Raw genomic sequence first — 14,696 nt, 5'->3', positions numbered from 1 at the left:
AGCGTGGCTACTATCGTGCTACGTAGGTATGGTGCAGGCGGTACGGGTGGCGACATGGCAGCTGCGCTTAGTGGACGGTGATAGGGATGGCGATCAGAGGGTTCGGCGACCTCGAAGCCGTGGTGATGGATGTCCTCTGGTCGCGCGCCGAGCCGGCCACGGTGCGCAGCGTCCACGACGAACTCGTCTGCAAACGCCAAATCGCCTACACCACGGTGATGTCCACCATGGACAACTTGTTCCGCAAAGGATGGCTGGAACGCGAAAAAGTCGGCTTGGCGTACCGCTACACGCCGATAATGACCCGCGAAGAGCATTCCGCGAAGCTGATGCGGACGGTCTTCGAGACCGGTGGTGACAGCGAGTTGATCCTCAACTTCTTTCTCGAACAGGTCGCCGACGACGACTCGGTGAAGCTTCGCCAAACCCTTCAGCGATTCACCGAGGACTCGTCGCAATGAACGCGGTTACCTTCCTGCTCATCTATGCGGTGGCATTGAGCTGGCTGGCACCGGCCGTACTCACGAGCCCGATCGCGACGAGCGTGCATCCGCGGCTGTCCCTCACGGGTTGGTTGGTGGCGGTCGGGACGGCGTTGTTCGCTTGGGTTGCAGCTTTGGCAATCTTGGTCGTGGGTTCGGCGCACAGCGTGATCACCAACACCGCATTGACCTTCTGCGTCGAAACTTTGGGGATCACCAGCGCAGTGGAGTTGCCATCGTCGCTTGCGACCATTCTCGTCGTCGCACTGCTCGCGCTGACGGCCATGGTGGCGATCCACACCGCGCGACGCGTGATCATCTCTTTGCGAAATACCCGGCGCTGCAATCGTGAACACGCTGACGCAGTGCGCATTGTCGGCAGACCCACTGCTCACAACGGCGTCGTCGTCATCACGGCCGACCAGCCCACGGCTTACTGCGTTTCCGGCAGTGGGCGAAACGCCATCGTCGTCACGACCGCGGCTCTGGAATTGCTCGACGCCGCGGGCTTGGCGGCAGTTCTGGCCCACGAGCGGGCGCACCTGCGCGGCCGGCACCACCACATCATCGCGACGCTCAACGCGTTGTCGGCGGCGCTGACGCGCCTGCCCTTGATGCGTGCCGCCGCAAGATCCGTGCCGGCGCTACTCGAGATGCGCGCCGACGATGCCGCCACTCGCCAATACGGCCGGGCACCCCTGATGGCCAGCCTGCTCACACTGAGCACCCGACACAGCGTTCCTGCCGGAGCGCTGGCAGCGTCAGGCACTGCGGTCGTCGATCGGTTGCTCCGCCTGAGTCAACCCGCGCGCCAGCCCCGTTGGCGTCCCCAGGCACTGTTGATGGCGCTCGTCGTCGGCGCAACTCCGAGCTGTGCCGCGCTGGCGTTCGCGCTATGCACCCCTTAGATGCCGCTGACCGAAAATCTCGCATCGTCAAGCACCAGTGCATTGTTGATGGCGACCGCGGCGCGGTACCCGGAGCTGGCCGCATTTACGACCTGTTCGGCTGGCCAGTCAGATTTCCGGCGGTCCATACGCCGGGAACGGGCGATCCGGCTCAATAACGGCATCCTGGAAGGGCGCCTGTCCGACTACCCGGGTCGAAGTGGGCGAGCGTCCGTGAGCTGAACTGGCACATGGCGAAAGCCCATTTGTATTCGCAGGCCGCGGCTGCTTGTAGGCGCCGGGTGCCTCACAGTCCGGCACACGAGTACAGCTGCCGGTCACCCAAGGCCGACGTTGCCATCGCAGCGCTACCAGACCCGTCAGCAATGCCAACGACAACGCAGCCAGCGCGGGCTGCACTGGGGCCCAGAGGCCGAGTGCGCCGGAAGTACCGACGGCAAGCAGGACGAGCTTGTTGCAGACCGGGCATCCCACCGCGAAGGTCACCAGCGTCAGCCCAGAGGTCACGAATCCGCTATTGCGTCGCGAACCCTCGATGGCGAACCACGCCACGGTGAGCAGACCGGTGGCGAGCAGCACCGGGTACTCCCACCACCGGACCGGCACATCACGGCTGAACAATGGCGTATCGATGATGTCGGTGGGCACCGCAATCACCAAGATGGCCAACAGCCCGGCGGCCAGCGCTCCGGCGTACCTCTTTGTCGTTGCGGGTTGCATTGATGACCTCCGGTGGGCTAGACATATCAGCACCTACGTATCTACTACGTATCTACGTAGGTGTCGAGCGGAAGGAACGCGGGTGTCTGGAGTACAGGGCTTGGTAGTGCGGGTATCGGCGTCGATGGTGGCACTGATTCTGGTATTCGGTTCGCTGGTGCCAGGTAGCGTCGGCAGGGCCTTTGCCTTCTCGCGGCCTGGCCTGCCCGTCGAGTACCTCATGGTGCCCTCGGCCGGAATGGACCGCGACGTCAAGGTCCAGTTCCAAAGCGGTGGCCCGAACTCTCCTGCGGTCTATCTGCTCGACGGCCTTCGCGCACAGGACGACTTCAACGGCTGGGACATCAACACCGCGGCGTTCGAGTGGTACCACGGCTCTGGTTTGTCGGTGGTGATGCCCGTCGGCGGCCAGTCCAGCTTCTACAGCGACTGGTATGCGCCGGCCTGCAGAGACAAGACCGGCACCTGCCAGACATACAAGTGGGAGACGTTTCTGACCCGGGAGCTACCGGCCTATCTGGCATCGGAGAAGGATGTCGATGCCAGCAGAACAGCGGCGGTCGGCCTGTCGATGGCCGGTTCAGCCGCACTCACGCTGGCGATCTACCACCCTCAGCAGTTCCAGTACGCCGCCTCGCTTTCGGGCTTTCTGAACCTCTCGGAGGGTTGGTGGCCGATGCTCGTGGGCCTCGCCATGGGGGACGCGGGCGGTTACAAGTCCGAGGCCATGTGGGGCCCATCGAGCGATCCGGCGTGGAAGCGCAACGACCCGATGGTCAATATCGACAAGCTGGTCGCGAACAACACCCGCATCTGGATCTACGCCGGTGACGGCACCCCGACAGACCTGGACGCGGGCATCAGCGGCGGCAACCTGTTCAATGCCAAGTTCCTCGAAGGATTTACGTTGCGTACAAACAAGACTTTTCAGGACGAGTACCTCGCTGCCGGCGGCGCCAACGGTGTGTTCAACTTTCCCGTCGGCGGCACACACAGCTGGGGGTACTGGGGACAGCAACTGCAGGAGATGAAGCCCGACATCCAACGGGTGATGAGTGCAGCGCCAACATCTGAGGACTGACGCAACGCTACAACGACGCTGACCGGCCTCAACGGGTCGCGCTTAACGGGTTGATTGCAGCCACCAGATGCCTGCGATCCACCCGTTAAGGCCACACGACCTCATCCCGCTGACGCTCGACGCGCGTCGAGTTTCTATCGTGACATGCATGAGCAATGCCGCTGACGCCGACCGCGTCGCTGAGCTGGCGCGCGGAGTCGTCGCCGACCACGACCCGAAGAGCGTTCCCATCCCCGAATTCCTCGGCGCCTGCTACGACGCCGGCCTGTCCTGGGTGCACTTCCCCGAAGGCCTGGGCGGTCTGGGCGTGTCCCGTGGACTTCAGGCGGTCGCCGACCGCGTTCTGCAAGGCGCAGGCGGGCCGGTACCGCTCGGGCTCAATCCGATGGGCTACGGCATGGCCGCGCCGACGATCCGCGAGCACGCCCAGACCGAGGAGGTGAAGCGGAAGTGGTTGCGCCCGTTGGCCACCACCGAGGACCTCTGGTGTCAGCTGTTCTCCGAGCCCGGCGCCGGGTCCGATCTCGCCGGCCTGGCCACCTCCGCGGCGCGCGACGGTGACGACTGGGTGATCAACGGCCAGAAGGTCTGGACGAGTCTGGCCCACCGGGCCCGGTGGGGGCTGCTGCTCGCGCGCACCAACCCCGATGTGCCCAAGCACAAAGGTTTGACGTACTTCGTCATCGACATGCACGGCACGGGCGTCGAAACCCGCCCGCTGCGCCAGATGACAGGCCAGGCCGAATTCAACGAGGTGTACTTCACCGACGCGCGGATCCCGGACCAGCACCGCCTCGGCGACGTCGACAACGGGTGGGCCGTCGCCATGACGACGCTGATGAACGAACGCACCGCGCTCGGCGGCAGCGGCAGCCGTCGGGGCGCGGGCACGATCGCCGACGCGACGGGGTTGTGGGCGTCGCGGCCGGAGCGCCGCACACCGGTGTTGCGCGACCGGCTGACGCAGCTGTGGCTGCGCTCGGAGGCGCAGCGGCTGACCTCGGAACGGTCGCGAGCCGCCGCCACGGTCGGCGGTCCGGGCCCGGAGGGTTCGATCGGCAAGCTGGTCGGCGCCGAGCTCAACCAGGACATCTATCAGTGGTGCATGGATTTCCTTGGCCCCGAAGGTCTTCTGTACCACGGATACCAGCAGGGCAGGGGCGCCGGCGAGCGGGATTGGCAGGGCCCGATCCAGCAGCGATACCTGCGCAGCCGCGCCAACACCATCGAAGGCGGCACCTCCGAGGTGATGCGCAACATCCTCGGCGAGCGCATTCTCGGGTTGCCCGGTGATCTGCGGGCCGACGCCGGCATGCCCTGGAAGGAGATCCCCCGTGGTTGAGAAGCTTGCGGATCAGCCCGACAATCAAGTTGAGACCCGAGCTGAGTACAGGTTCACCGACGAGCAGGCGCAATTGCGCGACGCGGTGAGCAAGTTCAGCGCCGAGCACTTCGCCGAAGACAACGTCCGGCGGCTCATGGAGTCCGACCCGCCGTTCGACCCGAAGGTCTGGGGGCGACTCGGTGCCGAGCTCGGGGTGCTCGGGCTGTCGGTGCCCGAAGCCGACGGCGGCGTCGGCGGCACCTTGGTGGATCAGGCCGTCGCGATCGAGGAACTCGGTGCGCGGTTGGCGTGCGGACCGCTGTTCGGCACGGTGTACCTCGCGATCCCCGCACTGGTCGCCGCTCCGGCCGGCCCGGCTCGTGACGAGTTGTTAGCCGACCTCGTCGAGGGTCGGCGCACCGCGGCCGTCGCGGTGGTGGACCGGGCGGGAGTCTTCGAGCCGGATGCGGTGACGGTGACCGCCGACGGGGACGCGTTGTCGGGCATGGTGGCTCAAGTCGTCGACGGCGGCTCCGCCGACGTCCTGCTGGTCGCCGCGCGCGGATCCGACGGCGTCGCGCTGTATGCCGTCGACACCGCCGCCGGGAAGGTACAGCGAACGCCGTTGGCGACCCTCGACCTCACCCGGCCCGAGGCCAACGTCACGTTCTCCAACGCTTCCGGGCGCCTGATCGCCGGTCCCGGCGAAACCCCGCGAGTCCTCGACCACGCGCTGCAGGTCGGTGCTGCGCTGCTCGCCGTCGAGCAGGTCGGCGCCGCGCAGCATCTGCTCGACCTGTCCGTCGAGTACGCGAAATCGCGGCTGCAGTTCGGCCGGCCGATCGGATCGTTCCAGGCGGTCAAGCATCGCCTGGCCAATCTGCTGGTCGACGTCGAGCACGCGAGATCGACTGCCTATCACGCAGTCTGGGCTCTGACGGACGGGTCTGACGATCCCGCGCTCGCGACGAGCATCGCCCAAGCGGTCTGTTCGGCAGCGCTCAGCCACGTCGCCAACGACACCATCCAGGTACACGGCGGGATCGGATTCACCTGGGAGCACCAGGCCCATCTTTATTACAAGCGCGCCGCGACCGACGCGGTCCTGCTGGGCAGCGCCGAAGAGCACCGGGACCGGGTCGCGGCGATTGTGCTCGACGATGCCGCCGCCGACCGGGTCCCCCGGGTGGCCGACGGGCTCACGGTTTAGCGCGTCAGAGCGCACTTACCGCTCATTCGACGTCGAGTATCGGTTCCTGGACTGAGGCTAGATTTTCACGGTCCGATCGCCGGCTGACAACGGTGGCGCAAGGACATCCGAGACCTTCCTCAGGGGTGACATGGCTGAGTGGGTGCGGTGGCAGGCATCGGGAGTGGTTCGCCGAGCAGGAAGTCCTGGACCAGTCGCCGGTACAGATCAGGCTGATCGACGTCGGCGTCATGTCCTGCGTGCGGCAGGCAGACGAGTGTTGCTCGCGGAAGGGTGGTTGCATATTCGGCGGTCGGTTCCCAGGGAACGTAGTTGCATGTGCCGGTGATGATCAACACCGGTGTGTCGTTGCTTCGCAGCTGTTGTGGCACAGCGGATTGAGCCCCTGATACCGCGTCGCGGACGGTGAACACGTTGGCGTAGAGGCCATTTCCTGTTCCGAAAGTTTCGGGTAGTTTCGTCGGGTCGCAGACGGTCGCCGGGCGGACGATGGTCAAGAACGTGTCGAAGTAGGCATCGGCCTCGCTGTCGGGCAGGAGATCGTGAGCCGCCCTCGGGTTGATGCTGCCGAGTAAGTACCAGATCATGAAGCGGAAGTTGTTGGGCATAAGGCGTTCGGCACGCTGTCGCGCCTCGTCGGGCAGGCGGGCAGCGATGTCACCGGCATCGGGCCACCGGGCATAGTCCATCGGGGCCGGGGAAGTCAGGACGGCTCTTGCGACCCGGGTCGGGTGGGCGGCGAGGTAGCTGCCAATCAGGCTTCCTCCCCAGGAGGCGCCGACCAGAATCATCTCGTTGGCGTTCAGCTGCTCGCGGATCGCATCAAGATCGTCGACATGCCGGGCGACGGTGTAGCCGGCCGGGTCGTTGAGCCGCGCCGACAGGCCGGCGCCGAGCTGATCGTAGAGGTAAACCTCGTACCCGAGGCGGGTCAGCCCGCGGAAGGGTCCGGCATTCGCCGGGTCGCTCACGACGGCTTCGCCGGGCCCGCCGCCAACAACGATTACCGGGGTGGGCCGCGCTGGGCCGACCGCGGAGAGGTGTCGGTAGGCCAAACGCGACCCGTTGGGCAGGTCCCAATAACGCACGCCATCCGGCGCGGCCGTCGACTTGTCCGGCGGCCGTGCACTCGGTAACGGATGCAGCACCACGAACGATCCGGCCGCGGCGAGTATGAACGCACTCACGAGCGCGGTGACCATCGCGTAGGCCCGACGGTGGCGGCGGAAGTTACGAGCCGCGAGCCATGCTCCTGCACCGGCCACAACCAAACACGCACCAACTGCCATGCCCAGCAGGAGCCGAACATCAGCCAGTTGCAACGCGACGACGGCCGCAGTGACGATTGCGACGATCCAACTGACTACGACAACGAAGACGGTCGCGAAACTCAGAAGCAGCCAGCGAATGTACCTGTCTGCCGATCGATCCGAGCCGATAGGTGATCACCTCTTTCATTGATCCGACTCAGTTTTGCATCCGCACATTACGGAGGACAGCGGCTGAGCCGTCCCATCTGATTCGGAGCGTGGGCGTGCATCCCCGATCGCCTTGGTCTATAACGATTCGAAAACTGTTGTGTTGCAGGAAGAGCCCCGCGAAGCGACGGTTCGGATACAAACACTATGTTCAATTGGTGCACCGCAGAACGGCTCTCAAACTTCCGCTGTACCTGGCAGCGGCCGCGGCGCTGACCAAGCTTCCGTCCGCATCCGGCGCGACGGGTCGATGGTCGGCTGACCGCGCCAACGCCTGGTACGCGAAACAGGGCTGGCTGCTCGGCGCGAACTACGTCACCTCCAACGCCGTCAACCAGCTGGAGATGTTCCAGGCGGGCACCTACGACGCACGCCGTATCGACGGTGAACTCAGCGTGGCCAAGCGGATCGGGATGAACACCATGCGGGTGTTTCTGCACGACCAGTTGTGGGCTACCGACCGGGCGGGCTTCAGCCAGCGGCTATCTCAGTTCGTCTCGATCGCGGCGAGTCACAACATCAAGCCGCTCTTCGTCCTGTTCGACTCGTGCTGGGATCCGTTGCCGCGGGCGGGTCGCCAACGCCCGCCGATCAAAGGGGTGCACAACTCCGGTTGGGTGCAGAGCCCGGGCGCTCACCGGCTGCAGGATCCTGACTACACCCGCGTGCTGCAAAGCTATGTGACCGGGGTGGTGGGCCTGCTTCGCGACGATCCACGCGTCCTGGGATGGGACGTCTGGAACGAGCCGGACAACCCGGCGCGCGACTACCGCGAGGTCGAACACGAGGACAAGCTGGAACTCGTCGCAGCGTTCCTACCGCACGTCTTCCAGTGGGCGCGTGCGGTCAATCCGACTCAACCGTTGACCAGCGGTGTGTGGCAAGGCCACTGGAGAGACCCGGCAAGCCGCAGCAAGATCTGCAGCATTCAACTCGAGCAATCAGACGTCATCAGCTTTCACAGTTACGGCGACCCCGCCGAATTCGAGGCCCGCATCGACGAACTCACGCCGCTGGGCCGCCCGATCCTGTGCACGGAGTATTTGGCGCGGAACCTGGGCAGCACCGTCGAAGGGATACTGCCGATTGCCAAGAGGCGCAATGTCGCGGCGTACAACTGGGGGTTCGTCGCTGGTCGAACGCAGACGTACCTGCCGTGGGACTCGTGGCAGGACCCCTACACGACGCTTCCGGAGACGTGGTTCAGCGACCTCATTCACCCCGACGGACGGGCCCATGACAACAACGAGATACGCGTCATCCAGAAGCTGGCCGGGGTGAGCAACGCCAGCTGAGCTGTCGCGACCGCATTTCTCTTTGATAGCGAACGGATCTCGGTGACCCGATCGCGCGGAAGTCTCTGAGAAGATCACCGGACTCGTCAAAGAATGCTGGTTCGTTCCCGGTCCCGAGGTACCTGTGAAACTGCGAAAAGCACTGGCGCAACTCGGGGCCCTGCTCCTGAGTGTGTCACTCGCTGCGCCCGCTGCGGCCCAGCCCGCGACTGCGCCCGCCGGGCAGTCCACACAGTGGATCGTTGTCGGCGTACCCGCTGAGAACGCAACTTCAGGAACCCTCACCGCCTTCCAGCGGGTGGGCCGACAATGGAAAGCGGTCTTGGGCCCGACACCCGCGAAAGTGGGTGCGCTCGGCGTCGGCGCCCCCGCCGACGGTGTCCACCGCACCCCCGTCGGAACGTTCACGTTCGACCAAGCCTTCGGGCGCGAACCCAATCCCGGCACCAAGATGCCGTACTTCCAGACCACCAACCAGGACTGGTGGGACGAGGACGCTGACTCGCCCACGTACAACACCCACGTGCGCGGACCACGCAAACCGTCGTCGATAGCGGAGAACCTCTACGACTCCGGACCCGTCTACGACTACGCCGTCAACATCGCGGTGAACCCGCAACGCATCCCGGGGCGGGTCTCCGGAATCTTTCTCCACGTGACCGACGGCAACCCGACCTGGGGATGTGTGGCCATCGGCCGTGACGAGATGCGCTCGGTGCTGAAGTGGCTGGATCCGTCGGCTGCCCCGCGGATCACCATCGGCGTCGGGAGCCCGTCGCTTGTGCCGTCACGGGCGTGACCGGCTGACCGACGTGGTGTAAGGAGCGGCGCAAGCGGCTACTACTACCTACCTACGGGACCGTGGATAGGGGGCGCCGTGTCTGACGAACCAGTGATCCGGCCGCAGTCAGAGCCCCTCCCCGGTCACACGCACATCGCCATCATCGGAAGCGGGTTCTCCGGCCTGGGTGCGGCGGTGAGGTTGAACGAGGCCGGACACCGCGACTTCATCGTGCTCGAGCGCGGCGACGACGTCGGCGGCACCTGGCGCGACAACACCTATCCGGGTGCGGCGTGCGACGTTCCGTCCCATCTGTACTCGTATTCGTTCGCGCTGAACCCGAATTGGACCCGGTCGTTCTCCAATCAGGCCGAGATCGAGGAGTACATCCGTGGCGTCGCGCGCCGCGCCGGTGTCCTGGATCGGCACGTATTCGGTTGTGACGTCAGACGAGTGGCGTGGCAGGAGGAGCAGCACCGGTGGGAGCTCTCGACGAGCCATGGGGCGATGACAGCCGATGTGGTCATCGGCGCGTTCGGCGCCCTTGCCGAACCGGCTCTGCCGCCGATCCCGGGCATCGACGACTTCGACGGAGAGTTGTTCCATTCGGCGCAGTGGAACCACGATGCGGACCTGACCGGTAAGCGCGTCGCGGTCATCGGCACCGGCGCGTCGGCGATCCAGATCGTTCCGGCGATCGCTGACACCGTCGCGCACATCGACGTCTATCAGCGCACGGCGCCGTGGCTGCTGCCGCGCTTCGATCGTCCTTTCACCCGCATCGAACGGTGGATCTTCCGCAACATCCCGGGTGTGCTGCGGCTGGCCCGTGCAGGCATCTACGCCGCGCGCGAGACCCAAGTGCTCGGGCTGGCGAAGAACCCTCGCCTGATGAAGCTGTTCGAGTTCATCTCCCGCGCCAAGATCCGCGCTGAGATCCGCGACCCCGAACTACGGCGCAAGGTGACACCGAACTTCCGTATCGGGTGCAAGCGCATGCTCATCGCCAACGACTGGTATCCCGCGCTGGACCGCGAGAACGTGGACCTCATCACCGACGGCATCCGTCAGATCGACGGCCACAGCATCATCACCGCCGACGGCACCGCCCGAGAGGTCGACGCAATCGTCGTGGCGACCGGATTCCACGTCACCGACTCGCCGATGTTCGAGACGATCTGCGGCAGCGACGGGCGGACCCTGAGCCAGACCTTCGCCGACAAGGGGATGCGGGCCTACAAGGGCACGACGATCGCCGGCTACCCCAACATGTTCATCCTCATCGGGCCGAACACCGGGCTCGGCCACACGTCGATGGTGTACATGATCGAATCCCAGCTCAACTATGTGGTCGACGCCATCACCACCATGGAGAGCCGCGGCCTGAGCCGTCTGGATGTCCGCCAGGACGAGCAGGACGCGTACAACGAAGAACTGCAGCGCAAACTCACCAACTCGGTGTGGATGACAGGTGGCTGCGCCAGTTGGTATCTCGACGCCCACGGCAACAACACCACCCTCTGGCCCGACTTCACGTTCAGATTCCGCAAGCAGACCAAGCGTTTCGACATCGACGCCTACGAGACGGCGGCATCGCCCCGAACAGTGGAGGTGCCGTGAGTTCGTTCGACGGGAAGGTGGCGGTGGTCACCGGTGCCGGGTCGGGAATCGGACGTGCGTTGGCCATCGGGCTGGCCCGCCGCGGAGCACTGACAGCGATATCGGACGTCAACGAAGAAGGCTTGCGCAGCACGGCCGCGAGGGTCAGCGCTGTCGGCAGGCAGCCTCACGTCGCAGTGCTCGACGTGAGTGACCGGTGCGCGGTGCGGGACTACGCAACGGCCGTGGCCGAACACCACGGCGCCGTCAATCAGCTCTACAACAACGCCGGCGTCGCCGGCGGTGCCGCGCCTCTGCTCGAGGGCGATTACGAAACCTACGAACGCATCGTCAACATCAACCTGTGGGGCGTCATCAACGGCACCAAAGAGTTCCTGCCACACCTCATCGCCTCCGGCGACGGGCATGTCGTGAACATCTCCAGCCTGAACGGGTTGCTGGCGCAAGCATCGATGTCGGCTTACTGCACAACGAAATTCGCGGTTCGCGGGTTCACCGAATCCCTACGCGCCGAGATGCTTGCCGAAGGCCATCCGGTGCGGGTGACCGTGGTGCATCCGGGTGGCATCGCCACGAACATTGCGACGTCGGCGCTGGCCGAGGCCGAGCGTGCCGGCCGCGAGATCACCGACCAGCAGCGGCACCGGGCCGAGGCGTACAACGCGAAACTGCTCAAGATGTCGCCGGTTCGGGCCGCCGAGACGATCCTGGCCGGGGTCGCGGCGAACCGCAGTCGAATACTGGTGGGCAGGGACGCCAAAGGCGTCGACCTGCTGGTCCGCGTACTCCCGCGGGCTCATGCGCGGATGGTTCTCTGGTGGGAGAAGCGAACGTTCGGTTAGGTCTTCGCCGCGTTCAGCGCCCACGCCATTGCGGTTGGCGTTTCACCTGCCAGGCTCGGAACCCCTCACCGACGTCCTCGGTGGCGGCGGCCACCTTGCGCATCGTCTCCCCGAACCGGACAGACTCGATCCAACCCATGTTGGCGGTGCGCGACGCCACCTCCTTGGTGGCCCGTTGCGCCAGCGGCGCCGCCTCGGTGAGTGTCCGGGCCCACGCGCGCGCTTCGGCTTGCAAATCGTCGGGCGCGACCATGCGCCACACCAGGCCGATCTCCTTGGCGCGTTCGGCCGACATCGGTTTTCCGGTCAACAACAGTTCCATGGCGTCGGCCCACCGGACGCGCTCGGGGAGCCGGATCGCCCCGACGATCGTGGGCACTCCGAGCGACACCTCCGGAAACGCGAAGGTCGCGGTGGTGGACGCGATCACGAAGTCGCAGAACAGAACGCCGGTCAGCCCGTAGCCGATACATGCACCGTTGACGGCCGCGATCGTGGGCTTGAAGAGTTCCATGCCGCTCTCGAACGAATTGATCGTCGGCTTCTCCCAGAAGGTGCCGCCGAAGGTGCCGACCGAACCCTCGCCGTCCTTGAGGTCGCCGCCGGCACAGAACACGTCACCGTTCGCGGTGAGGATGCCGACCCACGCGTCCTCGTCGTCGCGGAAGCGTTCCCAGGCCGCGTTCAGATCTTGCCGGAGCGCGCCGTTGATGGCGTTGCGCGCCTCGGGGCGATTGAGTGTGATGGTGGCGATGTGGTCGGCCAACTCGTAGGTGACGAGGTTCATGGCTGCACCATAGCCACGGGGGCGGATGTCGAGAATGTCGTGACGGCTCCGTCCCACGGGTGAGCGACCAATCAGGGTCGTCGATCCGAAAGGGAGAACGATGGCGAAGTACCTGTTTCTCAAGCACTACCGAGGCGCGCCGGCGGCCGTGAACGACGTGCCGATGGACCAGTGGACCCCCGCCGAGATCGAGGCGCACATGAAGTACATGAACGACTTCGCGGCGCGCCTGCAGGCCACCGGCGAGTACGTCGACAGCCAGGCGCTGGCCCCGGAGGGGGCGTGGGTCCGTTACGACGGCGAAGGCAAGCCGCCGGTGACCGACGGCCCCTTCGCCGAAACCAAGGACCTGGTCGCCGGGTGGATGATCATCGACGTCGACTCCTACGAGCGTGCCGTCGAATTGGCCGGCGAGTTGTCCGCGGCACCCGGAGCGGGCGGTGAGCCGATCCACGAATGGCTGGAGGTCCGGCCTTTTCTGACCGCTCCGCCGACGGTCACCGAATAGGTGGTGGCGGCTGGTGGACGAGGCCCAGCTACGGGACCTGATTCCGGGGGTCTTGGCGGCCCTCGTCCGCCGTGGGGCGGACTTTGCGACCGCAGAGGACGCGGTTCAGGAGGCGCTGCTGCGCGCCAGTGAAAGGTGGGCGGCGGGGTCCGATCAATATCCCGCCGATCCCAAGGGCTGGTTGATCACCGCGGCATGGCGGCGGTTCATCGACCTCACCCGGTCCGACACCGCGCGGCATCGTCGTGAGCTCCAGGCCTTCGACGAACCGGCGCCCGGGCCGGCTGTTTCCGTGGACGACACGCTGCAGTTGTACTTCCTGTGTGCGCATCCCAGCCTCACCCCCGCGTCGGCCGTCGCGCTGACCCTGCGGGCCGTCGGCGGTCTCACCACCCGGCAGATCGCGCAGGCCTACCTCGTGCCCGAATCGACGATGGCCCAACGGATCAGCCGAGCCAAACGCACGGTGAGCGCCGTCCGGCTGGATCGGCCCGGCGACCTCGGCACCGTGCTGCGCGTGCTGTACCTGGTGTTCAACGAGGGCTACACCGGCGAAGTGGACCTTGCCGCGGAAGCGATCCGGCTGGCTCGCCAACTCGCCGCCGCCACCGACGAACCCGAGGTCGCCGGGCTGCTTGCGCTCTTCCTTCTTCACCACGCGAGGCGCCCGGCGCGGACCCGCGCCGACGGCAGCCTGGTGCCGCTTGCCGAACAGGACCGCGGCCTGTGGCGGCGCGACCTGATCGCCGACGGCGTGGCCGTGCTGCAGGCCGCGCTGTCGCGCGACCGGCTCGGCGAGTATCAGGCGCAAGCCGCGATCGCGGCGCTTCACGCCGACGCTCAGCGGGCCGACGAGACCGACTGGGTGCAGATCGTGGAGTGGTACGACGAACTGCTGCGGCTGACCGACAGCCCGGTCGTGCGGCTCAACCGCGCCGTCGCCGTCGGGGAGGCCGACGGCGCGCAGGCGGGACTTGCCGCACTCGCCGATGTCGACCCGACGCTCCCGCGCTACACCGCATCGGCGGCCTACCTACACGAGCGTGCGGGTGACATCGCAACGGCAGCAACGCTTTACGTGGAGGCCGCCGCGAAGGCGCAGAATTTGGCCGAGCGCAATCACCTCACGATGCGCGCGGCCACCCTTCGTCAGCGTCCGCCGGACGGTTCGAGCTGAATTTGTCCCGCATCCCCGGGTCTTTTGCGCGCTCGAATCAATCGGCGACGTCGAACGCTTTGATCACCTTGTTCGGCGAAATTCGGACGACGAGCTCGCCGGGCGCGCCGTTGCGCCGGCCGAATTCCTCGGCACGGTCGGCCCCCATGTAGCGTCCACCGATCCGAGTCGCGGTGTCGATGAGTTCTGCCGGGTCTTCACTTATCGACGCCGTGCCTTGGATCTGAACGAAGCCGTACGGCGGCTGCTCGTCGTCGACACATAGCACGACCCGCGGGTCGCGTAGCAACGCGCGGCCCTTGGCGGTGTGCTTACCGGTGTTGAACACGAGTTGTTGCCCGTCGACGATGAACCACACCGGCACCACAAGCGGTCTGCCGTCTGATGCGACATAACCTAGCTTCCCCGTTCGCGTGCCCTCGGAGAGGAATGCGATCACATCGTCGGTCAGTTGCATGACGTTCACTGTAGGGCGACGAGGTG

General features: G+C 65.8%; 15 protein-coding genes. 11 read left to right on the top strand and 4 right to left on the bottom strand.

All coding sequences use genetic code 11. From position 1 onward, the window contains the following. Positions 1-86 precede the first annotated feature (86 nt). On the top strand, positions 87-461 hold the full coding sequence (locus AU185_RS00440; protein WP_059100364.1) for a BlaI/MecI/CopY family transcriptional regulator: 375 nt from the start codon (positions 87-89) through the stop codon (positions 459-461). Beyond that, positions 458-1,390, top strand: coding sequence for a M56 family metallopeptidase (locus AU185_RS00435; RefSeq protein ID WP_059100363.1), 933 nt, complete (start codon positions 458-460; stop codon positions 1,388-1,390). Before AU185_RS00440 ends, AU185_RS00435 begins: the two co-directional genes overlap by 4 nt. Before the next feature lie 108 nt (positions 1,391-1,498). Here AU185_RS00435 and AU185_RS25420 read toward each other — a convergent pair whose 3' ends face one another. Further along, the gene (locus AU185_RS25420) at positions 1,499-2,038 is read right to left on the bottom strand and encodes a hypothetical protein (protein ID WP_197413445.1); all 540 of its coding nucleotides are present in this window, start codon (positions 2,036-2,038) and stop codon (positions 1,499-1,501) included. 196 nt (positions 2,039-2,234) lie between these two features. On the opposite strand from AU185_RS25420, the gene AU185_RS00425 reads away from it, so the two are divergent. The 3 genes from AU185_RS00425 (at position 2,235) to AU185_RS00415 (ending at position 5,725) form a co-directional block, all read left to right on the top strand. After that, entirely contained in the window at positions 2,235-3,191 is a 957-nt protein-coding gene (locus tag AU185_RS00425; RefSeq protein ID WP_156425363.1) for an esterase family protein, read from the top strand. A gap of 148 nt (positions 3,192-3,339) precedes the next feature. After that, complete coding sequence (locus tag AU185_RS00420; RefSeq protein WP_059100361.1) at positions 3,340-4,533, top strand: acyl-CoA dehydrogenase family protein; 1,194 nt, start codon at positions 3,340-3,342, stop codon at positions 4,531-4,533. Next, positions 4,526-5,725, top strand: a complete 1,200-nt coding sequence (locus AU185_RS00415; protein WP_059100360.1) for an acyl-CoA dehydrogenase family protein — start codon at positions 4,526-4,528, stop codon at positions 5,723-5,725. The genes AU185_RS00420 and AU185_RS00415 overlap by 8 nt, the downstream gene beginning before the upstream one ends. Positions 5,726-5,844: 119 nt before the next feature. Here the strand turns inward: AU185_RS00415 and AU185_RS00410 are convergent, their stop codons facing one another. Continuing rightward, entirely contained in the window at positions 5,845-6,912 is a 1,068-nt protein-coding gene (locus tag AU185_RS00410) for an alpha/beta fold hydrolase (RefSeq protein ID WP_172800357.1), read from the bottom strand. Between the two features lie 449 nt (positions 6,913-7,361). Here AU185_RS00410 and AU185_RS00405 point away from each other — a divergent pair, with 449 nt between their 5' ends. The 4 genes from AU185_RS00405 to AU185_RS00390 all read left to right on the top strand — a co-directional run bounded on the left by AU185_RS00405 (position 7,362) and on the right by AU185_RS00390 (position 11,741). Then, positions 7,362-8,498 (top strand): glycoside hydrolase 5 family protein, encoded by a 1,137-nt coding sequence (locus tag AU185_RS00405; RefSeq protein ID WP_059100358.1) that lies wholly within the window; start codon positions 7,362-7,364, stop codon positions 8,496-8,498. 124 nt (positions 8,499-8,622) lie between these two features. Beyond that, positions 8,623-9,297: a L,D-transpeptidase family protein gene (locus AU185_RS00400; protein WP_059100357.1), complete on the top strand. Its 675-nt coding sequence runs from the start codon at positions 8,623-8,625 to the stop codon at positions 9,295-9,297. 78 nt (positions 9,298-9,375) lie between these two features. Next, positions 9,376-10,899, top strand: coding sequence for a flavin-containing monooxygenase (locus AU185_RS00395; RefSeq protein ID WP_172800130.1), 1,524 nt, complete (start codon positions 9,376-9,378; stop codon positions 10,897-10,899). Next, on the top strand, positions 10,896-11,741 hold the full coding sequence (locus tag AU185_RS00390) for an SDR family NAD(P)-dependent oxidoreductase (RefSeq protein WP_059100356.1): 846 nt from the start codon (positions 10,896-10,898) through the stop codon (positions 11,739-11,741). Before AU185_RS00395 ends, AU185_RS00390 begins: the two co-directional genes overlap by 4 nt. Before the next feature lie 13 nt (positions 11,742-11,754). Here AU185_RS00390 and AU185_RS00385 read toward each other — a convergent pair whose 3' ends face one another. Further along, positions 11,755-12,528, bottom strand: coding sequence for an enoyl-CoA hydratase/isomerase family protein (locus tag AU185_RS00385; protein ID WP_059100355.1), 774 nt, complete (start codon positions 12,526-12,528; stop codon positions 11,755-11,757). A 100-nt stretch (positions 12,529-12,628) separates the two neighbouring features. Between AU185_RS00385 and AU185_RS00380 the strand changes: the two genes are divergently transcribed. Both AU185_RS00380 and AU185_RS00375 read left to right on the top strand, forming a co-directional pair. After that, a complete protein-coding gene (locus tag AU185_RS00380; protein WP_059100354.1) occupies positions 12,629-13,036 on the top strand; it encodes a YciI family protein in 408 nt (135 codons plus the stop codon). A 13-nt stretch (positions 13,037-13,049) separates the two neighbouring features. After that, complete coding sequence (locus AU185_RS00375) at positions 13,050-14,213, top strand: RNA polymerase sigma factor (RefSeq protein ID WP_059100353.1); 1,164 nt, start codon at positions 13,050-13,052, stop codon at positions 14,211-14,213. A gap of 37 nt (positions 14,214-14,250) precedes the next feature. On the opposite strand, the gene AU185_RS00370 is transcribed toward AU185_RS00375, so the two are convergent. After that, positions 14,251-14,670, bottom strand: coding sequence for a PPOX class F420-dependent oxidoreductase (locus AU185_RS00370; protein ID WP_059100748.1), 420 nt, complete (start codon positions 14,668-14,670; stop codon positions 14,251-14,253). Positions 14,671-14,696: the final 26 nt, after the last annotated feature.

Origin of the sequence: Mycobacterium sp. GA-0227b (genome assembly GCF_001499855.1) — a bacterium.
Classification (GTDB): domain Bacteria; phylum Actinomycetota; class Actinomycetes; order Mycobacteriales; family Mycobacteriaceae; genus Mycobacterium.
This window is presented reverse-complemented; position numbering and strand designations above follow the sequence as displayed.